This is a genomic window from Chloroflexus sp. MS-CIW-1, assembly GCF_030444705.1.
Lineage (GTDB): Bacteria > Chloroflexota > Chloroflexia > Chloroflexales > Chloroflexaceae > Chloroflexus.
In genome coordinates, this window is record NZ_JAUBWR010000001.1 from 1,132,417 (window position 1) to 1,157,556 (window position 25,140).

At 53.9% G+C, this 25,140-nt stretch carries 22 protein-coding genes; 5 read left to right on the top strand and 17 right to left on the bottom strand.

Annotation, left to right across the window (positions count from 1 at the left end; all coding sequences use genetic code 11):
- Positions 1-135: 135 nt before the first annotated feature.
- The 7 genes from QTO31_RS04495 to QTO31_RS04525 form a co-directional block, all read right to left on the bottom strand.
- Positions 136-1,440 (bottom strand): NAD(P)H-dependent oxidoreductase, encoded by a 1,305-nt coding sequence (locus tag QTO31_RS04495; RefSeq protein WP_301428224.1) that lies wholly within the window; start codon positions 1,438-1,440, stop codon positions 136-138.
- A gap of 199 nt (positions 1,441-1,639) precedes the next feature.
- Positions 1,640-2,170: a dTDP-4-dehydrorhamnose 3,5-epimerase gene (gene rfbC / locus QTO31_RS04500; RefSeq protein ID WP_028458133.1), complete on the bottom strand. Its 531-nt coding sequence runs from the start codon at positions 2,168-2,170 to the stop codon at positions 1,640-1,642.
- Between the two features lie 2 nt (positions 2,171-2,172).
- A complete protein-coding gene (locus tag QTO31_RS04505; RefSeq protein ID WP_301428226.1) occupies positions 2,173-3,201 on the bottom strand; it encodes an NAD-dependent epimerase/dehydratase family protein in 1,029 nt (342 codons plus the stop codon).
- 17 nt (positions 3,202-3,218) lie between these two features.
- Positions 3,219-3,995 carry a glucose-1-phosphate cytidylyltransferase gene (rfbF, locus tag QTO31_RS04510; RefSeq protein WP_301428227.1) on the bottom strand — a complete coding sequence of 259 codons (777 nt, stop codon included), beginning with the start codon at positions 3,993-3,995 and terminating at the stop codon, positions 3,219-3,221.
- Between the two features lie 26 nt (positions 3,996-4,021).
- The gene (locus tag QTO31_RS04515; RefSeq protein WP_301428228.1) at positions 4,022-4,972 is read right to left on the bottom strand and encodes a UDP-glucuronic acid decarboxylase family protein; all 951 of its coding nucleotides are present in this window, start codon (positions 4,970-4,972) and stop codon (positions 4,022-4,024) included.
- 83 nt (positions 4,973-5,055) lie between these two features.
- Positions 5,056-6,069 (bottom strand): NAD-dependent epimerase/dehydratase family protein, encoded by a 1,014-nt coding sequence (locus QTO31_RS04520; RefSeq protein WP_301428230.1) that lies wholly within the window; start codon positions 6,067-6,069, stop codon positions 5,056-5,058.
- Entirely contained in the window at positions 6,066-7,199 is a 1,134-nt protein-coding gene (locus QTO31_RS04525; protein ID WP_301429437.1) for a DegT/DnrJ/EryC1/StrS family aminotransferase, read from the bottom strand. Before QTO31_RS04525 ends, QTO31_RS04520 begins: the two co-directional genes overlap by 4 nt.
- 839 nt (positions 7,200-8,038) lie before the next feature.
- Here QTO31_RS04525 and QTO31_RS04530 point away from each other — a divergent pair.
- On the top strand, positions 8,039-8,218 hold the full coding sequence (locus QTO31_RS04530) for a Flp family type IVb pilin (RefSeq protein WP_031460068.1): 180 nt from the start codon (positions 8,039-8,041) through the stop codon (positions 8,216-8,218).
- A 99-nt stretch (positions 8,219-8,317) separates the two neighbouring features.
- Here the strand turns inward: QTO31_RS04530 and QTO31_RS04535 are convergent, their stop codons facing one another.
- Positions 8,318-8,968, bottom strand: a complete 651-nt coding sequence (locus QTO31_RS04535) for a Crp/Fnr family transcriptional regulator (RefSeq protein ID WP_031460067.1) — start codon at positions 8,966-8,968, stop codon at positions 8,318-8,320.
- A 68-nt stretch (positions 8,969-9,036) separates the two neighbouring features.
- Between QTO31_RS04535 and QTO31_RS04540 the strand changes: the two genes are divergently transcribed.
- Positions 9,037-9,804: an alpha/beta fold hydrolase gene (locus tag QTO31_RS04540; protein WP_301428232.1), complete on the top strand. Its 768-nt coding sequence runs from the start codon at positions 9,037-9,039 to the stop codon at positions 9,802-9,804.
- Between the two features lie 46 nt (positions 9,805-9,850).
- On the opposite strand, the gene QTO31_RS04545 is transcribed toward QTO31_RS04540, so the two are convergent.
- The 7 genes from QTO31_RS04545 to greA form a co-directional block, all read right to left on the bottom strand.
- Positions 9,851-10,951 carry a PQQ-dependent sugar dehydrogenase gene (locus QTO31_RS04545; protein WP_301428233.1) on the bottom strand — a complete coding sequence of 367 codons (1,101 nt, stop codon included), beginning with the start codon at positions 10,949-10,951 and terminating at the stop codon, positions 9,851-9,853.
- Positions 10,952-11,542: 591 nt separating this feature from the next.
- Positions 11,543-12,808 carry a lysophospholipid acyltransferase family protein gene (locus QTO31_RS04550; protein WP_301428235.1) on the bottom strand — a complete coding sequence of 422 codons (1,266 nt, stop codon included), beginning with the start codon at positions 12,806-12,808 and terminating at the stop codon, positions 11,543-11,545.
- Positions 12,798-13,772: an NAD-dependent epimerase/dehydratase family protein gene (locus tag QTO31_RS04555; RefSeq protein WP_301428237.1), complete on the bottom strand. Its 975-nt coding sequence runs from the start codon at positions 13,770-13,772 to the stop codon at positions 12,798-12,800. Before QTO31_RS04555 ends, QTO31_RS04550 begins: the two co-directional genes overlap by 11 nt.
- Positions 13,769-14,185, bottom strand: a complete 417-nt coding sequence (locus QTO31_RS04560; RefSeq protein ID WP_031460062.1) for a type II toxin-antitoxin system death-on-curing family toxin — start codon at positions 14,183-14,185, stop codon at positions 13,769-13,771. The genes QTO31_RS04555 and QTO31_RS04560 overlap by 4 nt, the downstream gene beginning before the upstream one ends.
- A 15-nt stretch (positions 14,186-14,200) precedes the next feature.
- The gene (locus QTO31_RS04565; protein ID WP_031460061.1) at positions 14,201-14,416 is read right to left on the bottom strand and encodes a hypothetical protein; all 216 of its coding nucleotides are present in this window, start codon (positions 14,414-14,416) and stop codon (positions 14,201-14,203) included.
- Between the two features lie 41 nt (positions 14,417-14,457).
- The gene (gene lysS, locus QTO31_RS04570) at positions 14,458-15,930 is read right to left on the bottom strand and encodes a lysine--tRNA ligase (protein WP_301428238.1); all 1,473 of its coding nucleotides are present in this window, start codon (positions 15,928-15,930) and stop codon (positions 14,458-14,460) included.
- A 194-nt stretch (positions 15,931-16,124) separates the two neighbouring features.
- Positions 16,125-16,598 (bottom strand): transcription elongation factor GreA, encoded by a 474-nt coding sequence (gene greA, locus QTO31_RS04575; protein ID WP_028458119.1) that lies wholly within the window; start codon positions 16,596-16,598, stop codon positions 16,125-16,127.
- 675 nt (positions 16,599-17,273) lie between these two features.
- Between greA and QTO31_RS04580 the strand changes: the two genes are divergently transcribed.
- The 3 genes from QTO31_RS04580 (at position 17,274) to QTO31_RS04590 (ending at position 21,214) form a co-directional block, all read left to right on the top strand.
- Positions 17,274-19,622: a DNA translocase FtsK gene (locus QTO31_RS04580; RefSeq protein WP_301428239.1), complete on the top strand. Its 2,349-nt coding sequence runs from the start codon at positions 17,274-17,276 to the stop codon at positions 19,620-19,622.
- An 11-nt stretch (positions 19,623-19,633) separates the two neighbouring features.
- Positions 19,634-19,903, top strand: coding sequence for a hypothetical protein (locus tag QTO31_RS04585; RefSeq protein WP_301428240.1), 270 nt, complete (start codon positions 19,634-19,636; stop codon positions 19,901-19,903).
- A gap of 129 nt (positions 19,904-20,032) precedes the next feature.
- Positions 20,033-21,214, top strand: a complete 1,182-nt coding sequence (locus QTO31_RS04590) for a M24 family metallopeptidase (protein WP_301428241.1) — start codon at positions 20,033-20,035, stop codon at positions 21,212-21,214.
- Between the two features lie 284 nt (positions 21,215-21,498).
- On the opposite strand, the gene QTO31_RS04595 is transcribed toward QTO31_RS04590, so the two are convergent.
- Positions 21,499-23,457, bottom strand: coding sequence for a hypothetical protein (locus QTO31_RS04595; protein ID WP_301428242.1), 1,959 nt, complete (start codon positions 23,455-23,457; stop codon positions 21,499-21,501).
- Positions 23,458-23,504: 47 nt separating this feature from the next.
- Positions 23,505-24,932 carry a glycosyltransferase family 39 protein gene (locus QTO31_RS04600; RefSeq protein WP_301428243.1) on the bottom strand — a complete coding sequence of 476 codons (1,428 nt, stop codon included), beginning with the start codon at positions 24,930-24,932 and terminating at the stop codon, positions 23,505-23,507.
- Positions 24,933-25,140 lie beyond the last annotated feature (208 nt).

The window sequence follows — 25,140 nt, forward strand, 5'->3', positions numbered from 1 at the left end:
GCAGCGCCGCTTCAAGGCGCAGTAGTGCTGTATCCGTCCATCCATCGATGAGTTACATCCGTTGCACCGTGAGACGAATATTCGGATAGGCTCTTACTCTTCACGAAGACAAATCCCTGGGAAAAGATAGAACCGCTATGACCAGAACATCGCATCTTGTTCAGCCCGCAACTGGTCACTCAACCGATTGGGAGGTAACTGTACATCTGCATAGGTAATGATACCGTCTTTCGGAATATCGTGCAGCAGCGTACATCCCTCCGCCAGCCCGATTGGCAAGATGCGTTCGGCCTGAACCACCTCGGCATTTTCAGCCAACCCATACGTCATATAGCCCCCTAGACCATCGAGCGTTTGACCAGCGCGTAGATCGGTTTTGGCCGCTGCAATCACTTCAACAGTGGGTCGGCCAGCCGCTGCTAGCACCGTATCACCAAACAGAGCGACCCGTGCAACCGAATTGGGAACCTCAAAATGGCACAGGTGGTACGGTGTGTAAAAGAGGTAGAGTGGCCCCTTTCCTAGCTTATACAGATTCAGGTAGTGCTGCATCCGTGGATGGTCGTGGGTACCCAACACAAACACGCCTGGCCCCGGTGTTGCACCGACAACGTAATCGACAATCCCTGGCCCCTCAAGGAGAGCCTCTAATGGGTACAACTCGTGTACGACATCGGCCAGCGGCGTACCGGATGGTACGGTTGGCCCAAACATCCCCCGCTTCGCGACCCGCATCCCTGTCGCGTTTGCCACAACTGCCTGCTCGAACGAAATTTTCGTACCGTCGGCGAAGCTGGTCACCATATACGGGTTCTGCCCCCACTGACGGGCAAAATTGGCCTGCGTGGTTGGATTGCGATACGGATCGTGCAAACCTTTTATATTGCCGCACAATACCGGCTTGACCCCTAACCCGCGCACGAAGCGATAGAGGTTCATAATGACGCCGGGCTGGTCTCCGTCGGAAAGGGTAAAGATCACACCATTGCGACGGGCATACACCTGCAAAATTGCACCGAGGGTTCCATCGAGTTCGGCATTCATCGTTACTACGTGTTTGCCGTGGCGCATCGCGGTGAGGGCTACCTGGGCACCAAATTCAACCGCACCGGTCACTTCGAGAATGACATCAATGCCGTCAGCAGTGCAAAGCAAGAGCGCATCGCTGGTTACTGCCGGTGTACCAGCCTCGAGTGCCGCTGCTAGCGCAGTCGGTGAGTCGACTTGGCGGATCACTTCAGTCGGCACATCAGCTTCAGTATACGCCTGGATTGCTCGTTCAATGGTGCGATTGGCGATGGCAACCAATCGCATACCACGAGTGTACCGGATCATCTGGAGGGCAATTCCACGCGCCATAAAGCCCGCACCGATCATGCCAACTCGAATTGGCCGGCCCTCAGCTTCGGCGCGTTGCAATGCAGTGTCGATCAGGATCATAGTTTTCTCCGCGGGGTTGTTCTGTGCTTGCAGGCGCTCGTTAGACGTGCCTGCGGTAGATGTTATGCACCTGCAAGCAGAGAGGGGATAACAGGTAATCTCAAACACCGAACCGGCCAGGCGAGCAGACTGACCTGCATCCACACCGTCACATCAAGCGTGGATGCAGGTTGCAAACGATACACATCCACGATAATTGCTAACCGTTAAATAGCGGCCAGCGCTTATCTTTCTCACTGATTTCGGTGACCGGCAACGGCCACTCAATCCCGAAGGCCGGATCGTCATAACGCACGCCACCTTCGGCAGACGGCGTGTAGTACTGTGAGACCTGGTAAAACACTTCCGTGTCGTCTTCAAGCGTCTGAAAACCGTGGGCAAAGCCTTCCGGTACGTAGAGGGCAAGCCGATTAGCCGCAGTGAGCTTTACCCCAATCCAGCGCTTGTAAGTCGGTGAATCGGGACGTAAATCGATAATCACATCGTAGATTGCGCCACGGATGCAACGTACTAATTTAGTTTCCGCATACGGTGCGTGCTGAAAGTGCATCCCCCGCAATGTACCGGCCACCCGATTATACGAGAGGTTCATCTGAACAACGCGACTCACCAGACCATGAGCAGCGAATTCATCGTCAGCCCAAACCCGTGCGAAGAAGCCACGGTTGTCTTCACGTGGCTCCAACTCAATGATGTGGGCATCCTTTAATTCGGTAGGAATAAACCGCATAGTCAGCTCCTCCAGAACAGTTCGGCGTCAAGTTGATTAGTTGCGATCAGATGACGAAGCATCTTCAGGCGCGTGTATGGTGGGGCCTCGAAGATCTCGCGCGTCATTCCAATACGCTCGAAGACAGCGCGCAATTGCTGAGCACCGGCTAGTGCGTCATACCGGCAGGTAAATCCGGGCAAGTGTGTCGCAATCTTGGTAAAATCAACCCTGTAACTGCGATTGTCGGCATCTTTCCGACCAAACGTTAGTTCGCAACCGGGAAAGACTTCGGCGACAATCTCGGCAATCTCGCGCACACGGTAATTGTAACGGCTATCGCCAACATTGAAAATCTGATTGTGGATCGCTTCGCGTGGCGCCTCCAACGCACAGGCGACAGCCTGGGCAATGTCGAGAATGTGTACCAGTGGTCGCCAAGGCGTTCCGTCACTGGTCATCGCAATCTTGCCGGTTGTCCAGGCCAGACCGGATAGATTGTTCAACACCACATCAAACCGTTGGCGCGGTGAGGGGCCGAAAGCGGTTGCATTGCGCAGAAATACTGGTGAAAAGTCATCATCAGCCATCTGGGCCAGATCGCGCTCGACTAACACTTTACATTCGGCATAAGCGGTCTGGGGATTAACCGGTGACTCCTCAGTTTTGATCTCACCTTCCTCTCCGATGCCATACACCGAACATGATGACATATACACGAAGCGCCTGACGCCAGCCGCCTTCGCAGCACGAGCCAGCCTGACACTGCCCTGATGGTTGATCTGAAACGTCAGATCACGGTTAAGCTGCCCCAACGGATCGTTCGATAGCTCGGCCATATGCACCACTGCGTCAAAACCGGCTAGGTCAGCAGCGGTTAAGCGACGAATATCCTGGACAATCAACTGTGGTTGTCGCATGCCACTGTGGTAGAGCCAGCCACTCTCGTAGTAGCCGGTGTCAACACCGACAACCTCGTGACCACGTTCCATCAGATACGGCGCAGTGACGATGCCAATGTAGCCGCCGCTGCCGGTTAAGAGGACTTTCATTGCCCGCTCCTTCTCCATCATTCCCAAATTTTCCAGGGCGCCTGGCCGCTCTGCCACAACCCTTCCAAGTAGTTCTTGTCGCGCAGGGTATCCATTGGATGCCAGAAGCCATGGTGACGGTAGGCCGCCAGTTGTCCTCGCTGCGCCAACTGCTCTAGTGGCTCACGTTCCCAAACTGTCTCGTCACCGGCGATCAGATCGAATGCTGCTGGTTCAACAACGAAGAAACCACCGTTGATATACGCCCCATCACCCTTCGGCTTCTCTTTGAAACTCTCGATCAACGTTTGCCCTTCACTCAGCGAGAAGGCGCCAAAGCGACCCGGCGGCTGTACGGCGGTGAGGGTTACGGTCACCCCTTGCTCGCGATGGTAAGCGATCAAAGCCCGAATATCAACATCACTTACCCCGTCACCATACGTCAGGCAAAAGGTCTCATTCCCAACGTAAGGCTGGATACGTTTGATTCGTCCACCGGTCATGGTATTCTCACCGGTATCAACCAGCGTCACCTGCCACGGTTCGATCTTCGTATAATGAACTGTCATACGGTTTTCGCGCATATCAAAGGTCACATCAGCATGATGCAGATAATAATTGGCAAAATACTCTTTAATCATGTGACCTTTGTAGCCACAGCAGATGATGAACTCGTTGATTCCGTGGGCCGAATAGATTTTCATAATGTGCCAGAGAATAGGCCGATTACCGATTTCAACCATCGGCTTCGGTCGAATGGCACTCTCTTCACTGATGCGGGTACCGTAGCCGCCAGCCAGAATGACCGCCTTCATACGCTGAGTCTGCCTCCTCGTGCTAGTTATAGCTCGCCACGTCGTTGCAGTTCCTGCCGGAACCAGGGAATAGTCTGTTCTAGGCCTTCGCGTAGGGATACTTTTGGTTCCCAGTTGAGAATCCGTCGGGCTTTGTTTATATCAGGTTGACGTACTTGAGGGTCATCTTTGGTGCGGAGATCGCGGTAGACAACCCCTGCTTTGTTACCGGTTATTTCATTGACGATCTGGGCGAACTCGGCAATTGTAAATTCACTGGGATTGCCAATGTTCACCGGTTCGACTTCATCGCTAAACAGCAATCGGTAGACGCCCTCTACCAGATCGGAGACATACTGAAACGAGCGGGTCTGACTGCCATCCCCGTAAATGGTGAGTGGTTCGCCACGTAAGGCTTGCGAAATAAAATTGGGAACGACCCTCCCATCGCGGAGCCGCATCCGCGGGCCATACGTATTGAAGATACGAACAATGCGCGTCTCCACACCGTGGTAGTTGTGGTACGCCATCGTCATGGCTTCGGCGAAACGCTTGGCTTCATCGTACACACCGCGTGGCCCAACCGGATTAACGTGACCGTAATAACTTTCGGGTTGTGGATGGACTTGGGGATCGCCGTAGACTTCTGAAGTCGAAGCGAGTAAAAAGCGAGCACCTTTTGCCCGCGCTAGACCAAGTGCTTTATGGGTGCCAAGGGCACCAACTTTGAGCGTCTGAATCGGCAGCTCAAGGTAATCAATTGGCGACGCCGGTGAGGCGAAGTGCAATACGGCGTCGATGGGTCCTTCGATGTAAATATAGTTCGTGACATCGTGATGAATAAAGAGGAAGCGAGGATGACCGGCCAGATGAGCGATATTGTCGGTACTGCCGGTGATCAGATTATCCATCGCGATCACCGTATGCCCTTCAGCCAGAAAGCGATCACACAGGTGTGAACCTAGAAAGCCTGCTCCTCCGGTAATTAATACGCGCATAGATGTTGTGCTCCTCTGTATATCATTGACTTACATTGTAGTGACCAATCTTGACGGTTTGATGAATATTGTAGCGGTTTTTATTAACCTTCATCCGGTGATGGTTCCCAGTAATGGCGGCGATGTTCACGATAAAACGCGATGGTTCGCGCCAGACCGGTGCGGAGATCGATTCGCGGCTGCCAACCTAGCATCGTCCGAATCCGGCGATCATCGGCGTAGTAGTCGCCAATATCGATCGGTTTGCGATCTGGAGGGTAGGGAATAATTTCATAACTCCCGCCGCCGGCAATCTCAACCGTGAGTGCTGCCAGATCACGTAAATTAATCACTTCGAGTCCACCTAGATTAAAAATTTGTCCGCCGGCTGCTGGGTGTAGTGCGGCCAGTAACAACGCATCAACACAATCATCGATGTAGGTAAAATCGCGCAGTTGTTTTCCATCGCCCCAAACCTGTATCGGCTTACCATCGATGACATTTCTGATCCAGATGCCAAGAAAGGTCTGACGCGCATCTTTGACTCGCATCCGTGGGCCATACGTGTTGGTCAGGCGTAATGCACATGCGCGAATACCATAAACATTGTTGTAGAGAATATGGTACCATTCACCGGCCATTTTATTGATCCCGTTTACATCAACTGGGTGTAATAAATGGCGTTCATCAACTGGAAGATAGTCAGGCTTGCCATAAATCTGGCGGGTGGACGCATAGACAATCGTGATACGCGGGTTATTTTTACGACAGGCTTCGAGGATGGAAAGCTGGGCTCGACAATTGATGTCGAGGTCAATGTAGGGGTTGCGCATCGAGTCGAGATGGCTGGTTTGCCCGGCGAGGTTGAAGAGAAAATCTTGCCCCTGTACCAGATAGTTCATCGAGTATTCATCACGCACGTCAGCGATGTTCACCCGCACCCGATTCTCAATACCGGCGATGTTGTAAAGATTCCCGCCATACTCCGGGATCAGCGAATCAACCAGCGTAATATTTGCACCCAGCTCGACTAATCGATGGGCCAGATTCGAGCCGATAAAGCCCAGACCACCGGTGATCAGGACATTTGCACCGGCAAATTGCTGGAAATCAATCATACGACCCTCGTTCGTACTGTTTCAGCCACAAACATAACTTCTTCGTAAGTTAATTCAGGGTACATGGGTAACGATAAAATCCGGCCAGCCAGGTCTTCGGTTACCGGTAGACTACCCGCTCGATACCCCAGCTCAGCATAAGCCGGTTGCAGATGGGTAGGTGTTGGGTAGTGAATATCGCAGCCGACACCGTGGGCGAGGAGATGCTCACGTAGCCGGTCGCGAGTAACCCGGTCGGGAAGGGTAATCACGTAGAGGTGATACACGTGGCCTGGTTCATCTACGGGTAGACCAATTGGTACATCGGCTAACGCCGCAGCATACCAGCCAGCGCGTTCGCGCCGGGCAGCGTTCGCTGCTGCAAGATGAGCGAGTTTCACACGCAACAAAGCCGCTTGCAGCTCATCGAGGCGAGAATTACGTCCACCGATTTCGGTCGTGTAATATTTTCGCTCCCAACCGTACATGCGGAGGCGTCGCAGTCGTTCGGCGAGTGAGGTCTGGTTAGTTACCACTGCTCCGCCATCCCCCAACGCGCCCAAATTCTTGGTCGGGTAGAAACTGAATGCGGCAATATCACCCCACTGCCCGGCCTGTCGTGGTTGCCCCGTTGAATCGATTCGCCATGCACCATGGGCCTGAGCCGCATCTTCGATAACAACGAGATCGTGTCGTTTGGCCAGGTCATTGATCGCTGCCATATCGGCGAGCCGTCCAAAGAGATGTACCGGTATCACAGCTCTGGTGCGCGGCGTAATTGCCGCTGCCATTGCCGCCGGATCGAGATTCTGGGTAGTCGGATCGACATCAACCAGGATTGGACGGGCACCAGCCTGTAAGATGGCAGACACGTCGTACATGCATGCATTGGCAACTGTAATTACCTCATCGCCTGGACCGATCCCCGCTGCAACCAGCGCCAGGTAGAGTGCTTCAGCACCGCTGGCTACGCCGACACAATGGTTCACGCCACAGGCAGCAGCAAACTCCTGCTCGAACGCTGCCACTTCGTTGCCTAGAATATACCAGCCACTTTCAATAACTCGCCTTACGGCGGCGATGAGTTCGGTGTTAATCGCTTGATGGCTACGCCGCAGATCGCCAAACGGTACGCGCCAGGTTGTGCTCATCATGTAACTCCTCAGTTCAGGGTTAAGATGTCCACCGGTAGTATGCACGATCCGTACACTTAGAGCAAATTTTAAAGCCTTCGTGTAGTCGTAGAGAAGATTGGGGTGAGCAGTGGGAGCGTATTTCAATCCTGGCCCAAATGACATGTTGAGGGAACAAATGATAGTCCTTGTCTACACACCGCGCGATGCGGGCCAGCGACCCGCGCACGCGGTGCCGGTCAGCATCTGACGCAGCTACTGCCTATACACCGTGCGATGCGGGCCAGCGGCCCGCGCACGCGATGCCGGTCAGCGTCTGACGCAGCCACTGCCCATACACCGTGCGATGCGGGCCAGAGGCCCGCGCACGCGGTGCCGGTCAGCGTCTAACGCAGCCACTGCCCATACACCGTGCGATGCGGGCCAGAGGCCCGCGCACGCGATGCTGGTCAGCGTCTAACGCAGCCACTGCCTATACACCGTGCGATGCGGGCCAGCGACCTGCGCACGCGGTGCCGGTCAGCGTCTAACGCAGCCACTGCCTACACACTGCACGATGCGGGCCAGCGACCCGCGCACGCGGTGCCGGTCAGCGTCTAACGCAGCCACTGCCTATACACCGCATGATGCGGGCCAGCGACCCGCGCACCCAGGTTTCCTTATGAGGTCACTTGCCACGATGAGCGGTAACCCGTGAGTAAAGGAAGCACCTGCCGCACCGACTATCTACTACTGCCAGGGAATGGAGGCTCCATCGATGACGCTGGTACTATTGCGTAATAGTACTCTCTTCTGATTGCATGTTGTGTAAATTCAGGATACAGTGGCATTATAAAAAGAAAGGAGGTGATCATGCTATGCTTACCCACGTGTTGTTCCTGGTACGCCGATTAGGGCAGCAACGCGAACGGGGTCAGGGATTGGCCGAGTACGGGTTAATTATTACGTTAATTGCACTTGTTTGTGTTCTGGCGATCAGTGCTGTCGGCGGTTCACTGGCTGATATGTATAATACGGTCGCTGCTCTCTTTCAGTAGGGCTTGTGCTCGCTGAGCATACCCTTGCCACCCCACACGCTTCACTCTATCGTTGCGAGCGTGTGGGGTGATTCTGTTCTGCACACTCGTCACCCTACCCTATTCTTCTGCCACTTTCGCCAGCCGCGTTCGATCTAATACGATGACTCGCCCGCGTTCTAACTTCACCAGTCGTTCCTCGGCCATCCGGCGTAGTGCTCGCCCGGCAATTTCACGCACGGTACCGGTGCGTTCAGCCAGCTCTTGCTGCGTCACTTCAGCAGTTCCTTCGGCAGCTTCGGCCAGTAATAATCGCGCCAGGCGTGCGCGTACCGAACGGAAAGCCAGGTCTTCTACCAGCATCACCAGTTCGCGTAATTGACCGGCTAGATCAGAAAGGGCGGCCAGGGCTAGATCAGGGTGTTTGCGAATAAGCATCAGTAGATCATCACGTTCCAGTATCAGACAGGTAACCTGACTCATCGCTCGTGCTGACGCCGGACTCGTTCCACCGTCGAAGATTGGTACTGCATTGAAGTATTCACCCGGTCCTGCCATCGCCAGTACCTGCTCTCGACCATCAGGGGCAGTGCGTGACAGCCGTACTCGACCACGGACAACAAAGAAAATGGCATGGGCGGGTTGATCTTCGTGTATGATATATTGACCAGCTCGATAGTTGCAGATTTGTACCCGACGAGCAGTATCGGCTAGCGTTGCCTCATCAAGACTGGCGAACAACGGAATGGCACGCAAGTCTTCTATGGTCATTGCATAACTCTCAATCTTGGTTTCACAGTAAGTACATTATCGCTGTTTGTTATCATTATAGGATTTTTATGCTTAGACAAGTTACGCTACGTGATGGAGCAATCATCGCATATCACGATGTAGGGAGTGGCTTACCGCTCTTACTTATGCACGGTTTTACCGGCACAGCGCGCAGTCACTTGGGCTTGCTTATCGATGAACTCAGCCCGGATTATCGGATTATCGCCCCCGATTTACGTGGATATGGCGCCAGTCGGCCACCGAATCGCGATTTTCCACCCAACTTCTATCAGCGCGACGCGGATGATATGGCCGAACTGCTCGATATGCTACGACCAGAACCGGTGGTTGTGATGGGGTTTAGCGATGGCGCCGAGAGTGCATTACTTCTCGCAGCACGGCATCCTGATCTGGTGCGTGGTGTAGTGGCGTGGGGTGTCTCTGGTGTGATCAGTCAGGCCATGGTTGACGCTGTGCAAGACTGGTTACCGGTTTCAGCCTGGGGTGAGCAACGGGCAGCCTGGCGAGACGAGATTATTGCATTACACGGTCGTGAACAGCTCGAACCAATGATAGAGGGTTGGGTAAGGGCAGCCGAGGCCATACTGGCCGCCGGTGGTGACATTTGCCTGCGTGCAGCGTCGCACATTCGCTGTCCAGTGTTGCTCATCAATGGTGACGGCGAAAAGAACAACTTACCACAAGATGTACAACGCCTGGCTGCCGCCATTCCCAATTGCCAACTGGTGTTCGTTGCCAATAGCGGTCACACCATTCAAGAAGATCAACCCGCCGAATTGATGCGTCTGATCAGAGCGTTTTTGGCGGGTATGTGAGCGCATGATCGAAAAGCTGAGACCGCTGAAAAACCATGATGTGGTATTACCTGTCTCGATGTCCAGAGGCAACCAGCCGGTACACCCCACCAGCCCGGTCAAGCAAATACAGCTCTCCCGCTTCATCTAATCCGAACGAGGTTGTTTGAATTCGCACACGGGTAATCAGTGCATGTTGCCAGGATTCACCATCGGCCCAGAGCGCCCACAGATTACCGGTACAAAAATCAGCATAAAAATAGATACCGTTCAGCAGCGGTTGACGCCCACCGCGATACACCTCACCTCCGGTCACCGAACAACCACCGGTAGCGCTATCGTGACCATACACCGCTACCGGTAAAACCAGACCGGTCGGATCGCAGTTCGCTGATCGATAGCACTGGTCACCCTCCATGAGCCGCCAGCCATAATTCAAACCGCCTGCCTGAGCCGAAGCGACGTTGACCTCTTCCTGCGCATTCTGTCCAACATCAGCGATGAAAATCAGCTCACGCACCGGATCGAAGGTAAAGCGCCACGGGTTGCGCAGCCCGTAAGCCCAAATTTCTGGCAAAGCGCCAGACAATCCAACGAAAGGATTATCGGGCGGGATCGTATAAGGTTGACCATTGTCCACATCGATTCTCAGCAACTTGCCAAGCAGTGTGTCTAACCGCTGTCCAGCATTGATCGGATCGCCAGCCCCACCACCATCACCGGTGCCAATGTAGAGGTAGCCATCAGGGCCAAACAGTAATAAGCCACCATTATGATTCGCGGCAGGCTGTTCAATGCGCAACAACACACGGGCGCTGCTTGGGTCTGCCTGGTCAGGATTGTTGCTGACACGGTATTCGGCGATCACCGTGTTGCCGCGCGTATCGGTATAGTTTACAAAGAACCTTCCATTTGCCGCGTACTGTGGATGAAACGCGACGCTGAGCAATCCCTGTTCATTGCCACGTGATCCTACCCGTTCACGAATATCGAGGAATGGAGTTGATAATCGTTTGCCGTTGTGCAAAATCCAAATTTGACCGGCCTGCTCAACTACAAACAACCGTCCGCTCCCATCACCAGGGTGGGTGAGATGAGTCGGATGCGAAAAGCCATCAGCGATACGCTCAAGCGCATAATCAAATGTCGCTGGATCAATAGCTGTCATGGACGGTTCTGGTGTAGATGTCGATTCATTTGTAACGGGAGTGCTGCTTATCAACGTATTCGAAGTTGCCGTAACGGTAGTGGTGGGCTGAATTGTTGCAACCGACGCCACGATTGGCGCGGTAGGCGGTATAGATGGTTCATCTGTCCTGCTTCCTGGCACAACAGTACAGGAAATCAAGCCAACGAGACTGATCACAATTATCCAGATGCGGTATGGCATGTGAGGTCCTAATCTAGCAACCAGAGCATATCCTATGTTATTCTTACCACACTTTCAGCCTGCTATGCAATGGTGTTAAATCCCAGATATACGCATTGATATGAAGCGCTATCAAAAAGTATGCTTGTAACGTGAGAAAGAATTATTCTCGCTCCTGTTACCTGCACCCTTTCCTCTGCTTTGTGCAAATGTTTAATCATCGCCAGCCTCCGTTTTTGGCAGGCTACATTACCCAACATCTCATCAATGGGAGGGTATTTTCCTTATTTGAGCGATCTCTGTCTTCTACATCACTACAAATGATAAGGGTGCAGCCCTACTGCACCCCTTGTTTCCTCTTAATGTATCAAACGACGCCATCGCCACTACTCAAAATACTGACGTGCGTTCAGCCAGCTTCTGGTTGATTGTCTCCTGGATAATCTCGCGCACCTGCTCTGTCAACGCCAGCACCGTGATAGGATCATCGGCTGCTTCTGGTTCATAACTATCCGTTGCTATGGGTGGACAAAAGGTGATGCTCCAGCGCGTTGGCAAGGGAATAACCCCTAGCAACCCAAACCATGGAAAGAATGGCGTGAGCGGAAAATAGGGGAAACCGAACAACTTTGCCACCCCCTCGGCATTTGCAAGCATCGGATAAATCTCTTCGGCGCCAACAACGGCGACCGGTATAATCGGCGCCTGAGTGCGCAACGCTGCCTGTACAAACCCACCACGACCAAAGCGAGCCAGCTTGTAGCGATCTTTAAAGAGCTTCCCCACCCCTTTCAGACCTTCCGGGAAGACACAGACCAATTCATCCTGTTCGAGCAACCGGATTGCATTCTCTGGAATCCCTGGCACCTGACCAAGAGCAGCCAGTGTCGGAGCAATCACCGGCAGGGTCGTAAACCAGTGTAAGTGCAACGAGCGCACAATCCGTTCGTTCTGAGCCGGATGTTCATTAGCAACCGCAGTTGCAATCATTGCCCCATCCCAGGGTAAGACCCCACTGTGATTTGCGACCAGTAAGGCGCGCCCCTGGGCGGGTACGTGTTCAAGACCAGTGGCCGTTACCCGCCACCACGTTGTGTACATGAAGGTAAGAAACGGGCGGGCGATTTCGATAATCTCACGATCCATGCCGAAGGGATCGGTGCTGTACTCACCGCGTAACCGACGTTGAATAAAGTTGACCTGCTCGTCGATCTGATACCGTAGCACCATCCCGATGCCTTTCCAGAAATCGGGGTCGAGGTAATCGCGCAGATCGACTCCTTGCAGCATGCTATTCACGCGCTCGATCTGCGCCTGGGTCATACGTTGGAGATTTTCCCCAATCAGCCGTATAACACCAGCCGCAAAATGACCTAATGCTGCCTGTGGTGAAGGTTGTTGATCACTCTGCTGGCGAATATCAACCTCCACTTCAAAGAATTGCTCACTCGTTCGGCGAGCCGGTGTTGGTTCATCCCATTCTAAAGGTTGCGGTGTTGGTTGTGGCGGGTCAACTGCTCCTGCTTCTGCACCGTCGTCAGTTGCCGCCTGGAGCGGTCCCTGCTCCGTCTCCACAGTCACCGTCTGCACTCGCCGTCGGCGTGAGCGGCGCGGCTCTTTAGGTGTAGCCTGGGGATCAACCGGCTCATCGTTCATCAGTTCTTCTCCTGCGGTTCAAAAATTCATCGAGCGCACGTGCGGCCGCTGCGCGTTCCTCTTCCGGTGATAGTGGCTTGAGTGAGTCGAGGGCTGTCGCCATATCGTACCTTGCCGACCATCCCAACAGACGACAGGCCCGTTGCGGATCGATGGTACAGCGGTAGCGTAAAAAATCGACTTCAAAGGGCCATCCTGGTGGTGGCTGATTGTCGAAGAGCGGCCCTAACACCGGAACCGGCTGATGACCAAGCCGTCGGATCACCTGACTGAGCGGCATTGGTTGCGCCGGAGCGATATTAAATGCCCCACCTATCGGTTGCTGGACGGCGGCGACCACCGCCTGGGCAGCATCGTCTACGTGCAGCAACTGGATCATTGGGTCAAAACCGAACAATACCTGGGGCGATGGCGAACAGAGATAGCGTATAAGCTGGCTTTGCGGATTCAGCAATGGTGCACAGCGCAGCACCGTCACCGTGATTTGCGTATGGCGTGCGGCGAAATCGCTAACGATCTGCTCAACCTCACCCAGGGTACGTAACAGTCCACGATAATGCTGGGTTCTGATCGGATGTTCTTCGCTGATGAATAACGGATTAAGGGGACTGGCACCGTAAATCCAGCCATGACTTCGCAGTACGATGTGGCGTACTCCGGCAGCACGACAGGCACCGAGAAGCTCCATTGTGCCAATAACGTTATGCTGGACGGTGGTTTCGTGATCGGGTAATGGCTCGTTGAAACCCAACAAATCGAAGTGAACGACCGTCTCAATCTGTTCAGCGCGCAAGAGTTCAAGCAATTGATGACGATCAAGGTGTGCGGTTAGCCAGTCAGCGCGCCCGATGGGTGCTTCTGGTAACTGCCGCCCCAAAACAATCACCTCATCCTGCTGACTCAGCAACTGCGCCACTCGTGCGCTCAGCATCCCTTTTGCGCCGTTAATGAGCACCCGCGTCATGGTAACGTTCCTATATTCTCGCGTAGCCAGCGCTCAAGCTCTTCTCGATCCATATCGCCATGGCTTAACGCCCGAAATACCCAGGCAATCTCATCTGGTCCAACTTCTGGTCGTAAACAAGCGCCATTGATCGCAAGGAAACGGAGCAGACTCAGGAAAGCAGTAGCTTCATTTGCCGAGTTAAAGGGATGATGTTTGACCAGTAAAAAGGTAAAGACGGCGGCCTTACTGCACAGATCGGGATACAATTCTGTGCCGAAGAGGTGTTGTCGTGGCGCTTGTAATACCATTTGCAAGCGATCCTGACTCTTAATCCCGAATAGACCGCCGTACCTTTCGACCACAAACGTATGCAGATCAAGGACATCATCTTTTGTCAGATAGACGATCTCCGCCGATTCTTCGTCAAGCATTGCGCTATCTCGTTACTAGATGCCAACAATCTGCCGAAAAGCGCGATCGTACTGATCACACATCGCTTCTGCCCAGGCGCGCAAGTGTGGACTCATCGGGCGTCTGATCAGCAATTCGCGTTCGGTAAACACCAGCTCAATCAACTCCTCCTCACCAAGACCAATGGCCTCAATCCAACGCTGGACAACCGCCGGCAAACTCTCACGTTCAACCGTAAATGAGCGGGGCATAAAAACCTCCTTTCTGGTGATGGTTTGCCAGCACCGTTTGCTTAATCGGATCGTTCCCGCAAGTGTGGGAAGAGGATCACTTCGCGGATGTTTGATTGGTCGGTCAGTACCATGACCAATCGGTCAATACCGATGCCCAAGCCGCCAGTCGGTGGCATACCGTAGCAGAGAGCGTTAATAAAATCTTCGTCCATTTGATGAGCCTCTTCGTCACCGGCATCGAATGCGCGCAATTGTTCACGGAAGCGCTCTTCTTGATCGAATGGATCGTTCAGTTCGGTAAAAGCGTTTCCGATCTCCATTCCGGCAATAAAGGCCTCAAACCGTTCGGTGAAGTCGGGACGGTCAGGAATTCGCTTGGCGAGGGGCGACATCGCTACCGGATAGTCAATGATAAACGTTGGCTGGAAGAGATGTGGTTGCACAAACTCAGAGAAGAGTTCGTCAACCTGTTTGGCCCACGACGCTTTGCGCTCAACCCTCAGCCCGCGATCGGCGATAGCTGCCTGGAGGGTAGCGAGATCGGTCAGTTGCGTAATATCAATGCCGGTACGATCGGCAATAGCCGTTGCCATCGCAATCCGTGGCCACGGTGGACGAAAGTCGAGTTCGCGTCCCTGATAGATTATTGTTGTAGTACCGTGTACGGCTAGACAGATTTCGCTCAGCATCTCTTCAACGAGGGTCATCATGGCGTGATAATCTGCATACGCCTGATAACACTCCATCATCGTAAATTCAGGGTTATGCGACCGATCTACGCCCTCATTCCGAAAGTTCTTGCCAATTTCGTACACGCCAGGGAAGCCACCGACGATCAATCGCTTGAGATAGAGTTCGGTCGCAATGCGCAGATAAAGGTTTTGGCCGAGCGCATTATGATAGGTGATAAACGGGCGGGCGGCAGCACCGCCGTAAAGTGGTTGCAAAACTGGGGTTTCGACCTCGAGAAAGCCGCGTTCATCGAGGACGCGCCGCATCGTGCTGATAATCCGAGCGCGAGCACGAAAGATGTCGCGGCGGTCGCGATTAACAATCAAGTCGAGGTAACGTTGGCGATGCCGTTCTTCAACGTCTTGTAGACCGGCCCATTTTTCCGGTGGTGGATTGATCGCCTTGGCTAAGATTGCCAGTTCACGTACAAACAGTGACCGCTCGCCAGTCTTAGTGCGGCGCAGGACCCCGCTGGCTTGCACAATATCAAACGTATCAAGCTGGTCGCGAAAACGGTCAAACCACTCATCGCCTACATCGGCGCGACTCAACCAGAGTTGAATTTCACCGCTGCCGTCTTCAATATGCGCAAAAGCGATCTTACCCATAATTCGGCGGGCACCGACAATCCGCCCCGCCAGCGTCAGCGGCGTAGCGCTGGCAGCCAGTTCGTCGAAAGCGGCAAGCACTTCCCCTATCGTATGGCTACGCTGGCAGCGAGGTGGGTAAGGATCAAGACCTGCCGCTCGCAACTGCTCGAGCTTCGCGGCACGTTGGGCCTGTAAATCGTTTAATTCCATAGGATTATGCCGAAACTGTATGCATTGCCGACGTCTTCCACCAACGTCGGTTTGCCTTTTTCTCATTATACCGGAAAAATACAATCAGGCGTCGGCCTCTCGACGCCTGATAGAAGCAAACAGCACACAAACATACAGGCAACCGACACGCGGTTGCTACTGACATAGCGCTGCGTTCGCCCGGTGTTTTCTTACTATCGCACTTTGAGAATCGTCAACTTCATGACGCCGGAAGGAGTATGTACCGTCACCTTGTTTCTGGCTCGCTTGCCGAGTAGCGCAGCACCGAGTGGCGATTCGTTGGAGATACGCCCCTGACGGGGATTAGCTTCGGCGCTACCAACAATCGTCCACGTCTCTTCTGTGCCATCATCTTCAAAGCGAACGGTTACAGACGAACCAAGTCGTACTTCGCCATTGCTGGCCTGATCTTCGTCGATCACTTCGGCGCGTGAAAGCAAGTGCTTCAGCTCGCGAATGCGACCTTCTAATAGAGCCTGTGCTTTCTTGGCATCTTCATATTCACCGCTCTCGGAGATATCGCCTAATTCTTTGGCCGCGGCGATCCGTTCGGCAATCTGTTTACGCTCTACGGTAATGAGGTGCTCAAGCTCTGCCTCCAAACGGGCGCGACCTTCGCGAGTCAGATAAGTTGGCTTCTCTGTCATCACTACTGCCTCTACGCTGCCTATACCGTCTGACCGGACGGTTGGAAAATCTTAATATAAAAAGAATAACTGAGAGCGCATCTCTCAGTTGGAAAATGATATGTGGTGCAAATACCACATATCTTGAGACAATTATATGCGGTCACAGGCAATTTGTAAAGAGGGTGACACGAAGGTAAGGCTTCTCAAAGTTCTCAGTTCTTGGTCAGGTGAACGTTGTTCGCACTGTCACGACGATCGCCGAAGCGATGCGGCTTTCCCTAATGTGCGGGCTGTCTGACCGCGTCCTGCAGTAGCAGTGGTTGACCTGTGCCCGTTGCAGGAGCACACCAGATTGGCGGGTTTGGAACCCGTCCCCCGCTGCTGTGCTCATCCACGAGCCAATGTCTTCCCGTTGCCCACCACTCTACGAAAGTGGGAGTCTCGTACATCAAGAACGACTGCACAGGTGAGGACTCATCGGTAGCGGGGTGATAGGGGTTGGTGTCGCTCTGTTGGTGAACCGTAGCGAACGTACTTTGAAGTTGAGAACGCTGAAAACCCCTGCATGAGGGGCGTTGTGTGCAAGCCGACGCCGAGAATTGTGCCGTGAGATGTCAGGTTTTCTCCTATACCTCTCTCGCACAAATATGCTATAATCGAACTGCATATATAAACACCCGACAAATAGGAACCATGGCTTCACGTAGCGGGAACAAAGCGTCAGGAAAACAGCGCACCACGAGTAATCGTAGTCGAAAGGGCAAGGCACGCGGGGCCTGGCAGGTTGCCCTGCGCCCCGAACATCAACGTGAACTCTTTGCCATCGGTCTGATCCTGCTGGCCGCGATAACAATCATTTTTGTTTTTACCGGTGAGTCTGGTGGTTTGGGGCGTCTTTACCTCGATCTGGTGCATACGTTGTTCGGCGCCGGTATCTTCTTTGTACCGCTTACCCTCCTGGTCATTGGTATCGCTATTTTGTGGCAGGAACAGATAACCGATGCCAGCCTGAGCGGTGCGAATGTATTGGGGACAGTTCTAGTGTTGCTGGCAATGCTAGGCTTGCTAGAAGTGCCGGTGCATGACATCCTCCTCCCTGACAGAATGAATGAGGGTGGTGGACTGATTGGCTACTGGCTCCTAGAACTCCTACAGCTCGCTATTGGGCGCATTGCCGCAGTGATGGTGATCCTGGCGCTGGGTCTGACAGGCTTACTCCTCACGTTCAACCTCACTGTGCGCAAGCTGGTGTTGGGGATGATCGAGCGTACTACTGCATTCTGGCGGATGCTCTGGAATGTACCGCACCGCTCGCCATTACCACAACCAACAGCACTGCAACGTGGCAGTAGCGATGTACTCTTTGTACCACCACCGCAGACATCTGTCGATGATATTGTGCCAACGCCGATAGCAGCGCGCCCTACGCGGGCCAGTCTGTTCCAGCGCCCAACACCTGAGTTACCATCACCAACCGCCAAAGCCGCTCCGCTGCCAAAGCCGCCCACGCCGACACAACCAGAGCCTGTGCAGGAGGTTGTCCAGGAGCCGCTCGATGGATTTGAACTGTCATCGGTACGCCGAGCCTGGCCTCTGCCGGCCCTCGATCTGTTACTTGAACGTACCGCTGATGGTGGTATCACCGATGAAGAACGACGGCTGAAAGCCCGTGTGATCGAAGAGACATTGGCCAGCTTTAAGGTTGAAGCACGGGTGGTTGGTGTGAATACTGGCCCGGCAGTGACGCAGTTTGAACTACAACCGGCAGTCGGGGTTAAGGTCGCGAAAATTTTGACCCTCGAACGCGATTTGGCTTTGGCGCTGGCTGCGCAATCGATCCGGATTGAGGCGCCAATTCCCGGCAAAAATGTGGTTGGGATTGAGATTCCCAATAGCGCCATCGCGATGGTTACTCTGCGTGAGGTACTCGACAGCGAAGAGTACGAATTGCATCGTGGCCGCTTGAAACTGCCGCTGGGGAAGGATGTTAGTGGCACGCCGGTGATTGCCGATTTAACCAAAATGCCGCACCTACTGGTCGCCGGTGCTACCGGTTCGGGGAAGTCAGTAGCTATTAATGCCTTTCTCTGCGGTTTGTTGCTGAAACACACTCCCGACGAACTTAAGTTCATTCTGATCGACCCCAAAATGGTCGAGATGATCGTCTACAACCACATTCCGCACCTGCTTTCGCCGGTAGTGACTGAGGTAGAACGGGTTGTGCCAACGCTGAAGTGGGCCACCCGCGAGATGGAACGCCGCTACAAAATCTTTGCCCATAATGCCTGTCGTAATATCGACAGTTATCGCCAACTGGCACGAAAACGGGCCGATCTCGAACCAATGCCGTATATTGTCATTGTGATCGATGAGTTGGCCGATCTGATGATGATGGCTGCCGATGAGGTTGAGACCTACATCTGCCGGTTGGCGCAGATGGCTCGGGCAACGGGGATTCATTTAATCATCGCTACTCAGCGCCCGTCGGTCGATGTGATTACCGGTTTGATTAAGGCAAATTTCCCTTCACGGATCGCCTTCGCGGTAACCTCACAGGTCGATAGCCGCGTTATCCTTGACATGCCCGGTGCTGAACATCTCCTGGGCCGTGGTGACATGCTCTACATGGCTGCCGACTCGTCTAAGTTGGTGCGTATCCAGGGGACTTACGTTGCCGACCGCGAGGTTGAGCGGATCGTTGAATTCTGGCGCAATGCCGCTCCGCCTGCCGAGACAAATGCGACGGAAGCGGCAGGTCATGCGCGTACCGTTCAGGCAGCCACCGGTAGCAACGAGTTTAAACCACCAGCCGAATTTCTCTCGCCCGCCGAACAAGATGAGCTGCTGCCCCAGGCGATTGCGCTCGTCTCACAACACCAGCGCGCTTCTGCATCACTTCTCCAGCGCCGGCTTCGCATCGGTTACTCGAAGGCCCAACAGTTGATCGATCTCCTTGAACAACAGGGGTATGTCGGCCCTGCCGAAGGTGGCCGATCCCGAGAAGTCCTCAGACGGGGAGAACCACCACTATCATCGACGTGAAGGAAGACCCTATGGCGATTGAAGATTTCTATACTCGTGCGCGGCACATTTTAGCAAATTTACTTGATGAAACTCCTAAAGCCGACCGTGAACAGTTGCTCGATGCCTATGCCGAGTTGCTAACCCGGCTCTACGCCGAAGAAGCTCACCGTATGCTCACCGAGGTGATCGAAGATGCCCGCACACGCCTCGATGCTCGTCTTTCGCCTGACCCTATCCGACAAACAATTGCCGGTGTACAAAGCACGTTGCAAGACCTCTGGAATAGTTTGTGGCGATAGTACATCGTTTGGCGTACAGCGGTGGGAAGAGCCGAGGAGGCTCGATTGCCCACCACACGAGGATTGAATACCAGACCCGATCTCGTAACGCAACGTTCAGCCGCATCGTCATGGAAGAGGAGCTAACGAATGGACCTCTACCACGAGAAACTGCACCAGGCTAGCGAACTGCTGGCAGCGCATGATCTTGATCTCTGGCTCATTTTTGTTCGTGAAACGGCTGAACACACCGATCCATCGCTAAAACTCCTCGGTCAATTCTCTTTCACCTGGCCGACGGCCATCATGGTTACTCGTAGTGGTTATGCGTTAGCTCTGACCGGTTTGGGTGATGATGAAGCGGTTCGGCGAACTGGTCTGTTTACTGATATACGCACCTATACTCAGAGTATTGGCCCTGAACTCGTCCGTCTTCTTTCCGCTTACGATCCGCAACGTATCGGCATCAACATCAGCCGCGGCGATGTGAGCGCCGATGGCCTGACCTACGGTATGTATCTCAATTTGTGCGATTATCTTGCCGATACACCCTATCGCAATCGCCTCGTTTCTGCCGAATCCTTTGTCGCTGCCCTACGCAGTCGCAAGACCCCCCAGGAAGTGGCACGCTTACGAGCTGCTGCCGATCTCGGTCTGCGCATCTTTACTGCGGTCGGTGATTTTCTACGGCCTGGCGTGAGTGAACGCGAGGTTGCGGCATTTGTGCAGGCGCAAACCAACGCCTGCGGGGCGACGACAGCCTGGGACCCTGCCCATTGTCCTGGCCTTAATGCCGGACCATCTTCGCCATGGGGACACGTTGGCCCCTCGGATGAAATCGTGCGTCCTGGTGAAATCTTCCACATGGATTTTGGCGTCAAACTGAATGACTACTGCTCGGATCATCAGCGGGTCTGGTATTGTTTGCGGCCTAACGAAGACAAACCGCCAGCCGAAGTTCTACACGCCTTCAATGCAGTCAAAGCTGCCATTCAGAATGCAGCAGCGGCAATACGACCCGGGGTTATTGGCTGGGAAATTGATGCGATTGCCCGCCAGACAATTACCGCTGCCGGTTATCCAGAGTACCCGCATGCACTTGGGCATCAAGTTGGACGAGCGGTACACGATGGTGGGGTTGGCTTCTATCCACGCTGGGAGCGGTACGGCGACAAGCCTTACGGTACCATCGACGCCGGAATGGTCTTGACCCTTGAACTTGGTGTGCGTACTCGTTACGGTTATATCTCGCTTGAGGAAGAAATTCTGGTTACTGCCGATGGGTATGAGTGGATCGGTCAACCGCAAGAAGAGCTGTGGTTGATCCGGTGAAGGGTGTAGATAATCCTGACGTGGGAACAATTGCTGGAGCAGGTTTAGTGCCTATCCAGAATACCTTGTCGCAGAAGAAGATTCGGTTGGGGCGCAGCGGCGCTGCGCCCGTACATCTATTAGGTTTTATCCACTGTACCCTGAGACGATGATTCGGATAGGCTCTTAGAGCTTATCCGAATATCGTCATGTCCACGATAGATGAACCTGGTCAGTAGGGCGAGGTGCTGCCTCGTCCTTACCAATACCTCGCGGCACATCAACCATACTTATGCTGCCACACATTACCGTCTCGAAACAACAACGATCCGAGGTGCAGTCGTCAGGGTCAGCGTTGCTGATAACGGCAACGCCGTACCGGTTGCATCGTAAATAGCGCGAGTTGCCGCTGGAACGGTAAATGTTCGTTCGTTGCCATCAACACTCCAGACGATAATCACTTCGTCATCGGTTGTGCGGAAGTGATACCCCTCCAGGCCGGTAGTGTCAACAGCACGCAAGTAGCGTGCGCTGGCAAGTTGCTGGCGCACGAACTGAAATGCCTGAAAGGCCGGTACCGGTTGTTGGTTGGCATCGAGTAACCCACTCTCCTGCCAGCCAGGACCGTTCAGTGTGTACCAGTGTGACATCAGCAGATCAATTGCCAGCGTTCGAGCGTAGAGTCGTACTACTGCGTCGGCTTTTGCTGCTTCAAAACCGTTGGGCCGACAATTTGGCGAACTGCGATAGCAGAGCAAGGCTCCTTCATTCATAAGGAGTGGTTTAGCATAACCGTACTGCGCCAGCGTTTCGCGTAGGTAAGCCGCCTTGCCCAGCGTTGCCCCACCACGGTCACTCCAGTTTGGCCGCTCGCGATCCGGGTCGTAATTAGGACGGAAGTAGCCATACGCATGATAGGCGACGATGTCAAAGTAATCACCCCCTCCAGCGCGTAAGACACCCTCGAAAAAGCGACCAGCCCGACAGGGCTGACCATTCGGCAACGAACGATCCGGTGCGCAATCGAGAATCAATCCCCCAAGAATGACCTGAGCTTGCGGATTGGCAGCCTTAATTGCCGGGTAGGCAACCTTCAACATTGCCGCATACGCGGCACCACCATAGCTCTCTTCGTCTTGCTCATCACCCCAACAACCAAACGGCGCTGTACTACCGACAAGCTGGAATGGGGCATCAGGTTCATTTCCTAATTCCCAAAATGTTACGTTGTACGGTGGTTGACGATAGCGAGCGACTAGATCGCTAAGGAATGACGCAAAGGCAGGTAAGGCGTCGGCGCGAATCGGTCCGCAGGTGGTATCCGGTTGGGCCTGTGCCCACGATGGTGCACCGCGCACAACCACCATTGGTACAGCGCCAGCAGCACTGATCGCCTGCAAGTCTGCTTCAACCTGCTTCAGCGCATCCCAATTACGAGCGCCTGGCGTTGGCTCTACTTCCGACCAGAGAATACCGTTGTAGCGCACCCAGTCAGCTCCAAGCTCGGCCAGACGGTTGGCAGTGACAGCAACAGTACCGCGATTGATTTCCACCCCGAATACCGACCGACCACTCCGCAGATCGGGCAGCGGTTGCGGGGTGGTATACAGTTCGCGCCCCAGCAACCCAAGTAACACTCGTGAACGGGCCGGGTTTTGCGGATGCCACTCAAAACGTGCTCGCTCAAACCACTGGGTCAATACCAGATCACCGTTTGCATTCCGCTCCATCTGCGGGGCTGTTAAAGGGTAGCCGAACAACGCCAGCGATTGCGCATAGCGACTCAGTCCGGGAATCCGCAGCCCGTTGTTCTGCCAGTACGAACGAAAGCCGTTGCCTGGTTCCTGATCACAGACATTGTGACCAGTTTCTGGGAACCAGAGACAGCCGGGTTGTGGCCCGCTATCAGGCGGATCGGCAAAAGGATCACGACCAGCACGGGCTAATGCTTCTGCTCCCATCCGCCCGATCTGGATGCGGTATGCCGGTGGTTTATCAGGGTGTAACTCAAGACGGTTACGCTCTGTCCATTGTATAGTCAACAATCGCCCTTCATCGCCGGTAAATAGTTCGAGAGCGCTGATGGGATAACCGAACACCGGTAGACCACCATTATCGCGCCAGTAGGCCACGAAAGATGGATGAAGGCAGTTATCAATGAGCGGTACATCGGGAAAGCAGACGGGTGCAGTAGATTGAGCCGCGACAGGAATCGTCGTGGTTAACAGTATGAGCAAGAGGGTGATAGTGATCAATCGTTTCATTCGTTTCTCCTCTGGTCGATAGGCGTAGCGTACATCCTGATGGACTATTAAGGGCTTTCCCAACGACAAGCGTGGATCGTCAATGGTGCTGCATACCGTGGATCGGGAATCTCGGCGACAATCGGGCAACGTGCGGTAAGGTCAGGTCGTCCACTCAGCAGGGAGAGGGCTTGTTCCTGTAATACCAGGTATGCTGGACGATAATGCTCAATCGCATACTGTGCCGAAGCGCCAAACCCTCCTGATCCCAATTGGGCGGCAATGTCCGTCTGTAGAAGACCGGCAAAATCGATCATCGGACGCTGAGCGTAATAGCCGATAATGCCGATCTCTAGCGTGGCAACGCTAGCGTTTGGTGGAGTATTGGCTGCCAGCCATTCTCCTGCCTCACGATAGACGGTCAAACGCGGATCGATCTGTTGACCGATCCGATAAACAGCACTGCTCAACCAGAGAGTAGTGCCGCATAATATCACGACAATCCCAATACTGCTTAACCTCAGCCCACCAAGCCGCTGTAACCATCTGCCGACAAGATGTACCCCAAGCCCGAATGCAGGTGCCAGACCGACAACGAGTGGGGCCACATACCAGAAATAGCCAGCTATGTGCAAGAGCGTATAAGCCAGAGCGTAGAGCGTTGCCCATCCGATCAAAAATAGCCAGCGCCAAGAGCGCAAACTCGCTATCAAGCCGAGACCGGCCAGCAAGAAGACCATCTGGTAAACAGGCTGAGCAAGATGGTTACGCAACGTCACCCACAGTCGATCACCAAAATCGTAGAAACCAGGAATGAGCGCTTGTTGTTGCTTGGCATAGAGCGTTACCGGCAATGGTGCACCGTATATGAACCAGGCCAATCCTGCGCCAGTACTAACGATCCCGATCCAGATCAATCCTGCTAACCACGGCCAGCGCCGCCAATTACGCCAGTGCTTGCCGGTTATCGTCAACAACAGGAGCGCTAACGGCCCGACGAGAATCCCATCGGGCCGTAGCCAGACCAACAACCCGGCAAGGGTACCGGTAAGCCATTGCCGACCACGTGCTGCCCAAACAAAAATCCATAGCGTCAACGCCATTGCCGGCAAAGTCTCACTGCCAAGCGTTGTCAGTGAAAAGGGAAAGAGCAGGTACAAGAGCGCTGCTGCTCCAGCAGCAAGCCTGTCATTCCATTCCTGACCCAATCGCCACAACGCCAGTGCTCCAGTGGCGTGACTCAGACAGCCAATCAGGTTAGCTACCAGTGGAATCGGCCAGCCGAATAAGGCCACTGGGGTCAGGATCAATCCGAACAGGGGGGCTGTTGTGCTGAGGGTCGCAACGCCAGGATTGTAGACAAAGCCGTTACCACTTGCCAGGTTCATCGCGTAACGATATGTAATGTACGGATCATCGTAACCGCGCTGCCGTAAGAACCAGAAGAGGATCAAACCGACAATAGTACTCAGCATCCATAAATGGCGGTCGATCATAGCTCTATTAATTCGTGAAATCCTCTCCCTGGTCACAGTTATTACTGCCAACAACGGTACTGATCCTATCGTTCGTACAAACCTCTTGTTGCACATTGGGAATGAATCCATTCGAGAAACGTTATACTGAATATCGAGATTCAGCATAATGATCAACAGCTCCACCGCCTTCACTATACCATAGACTATCTGACAGGAATACGGTATC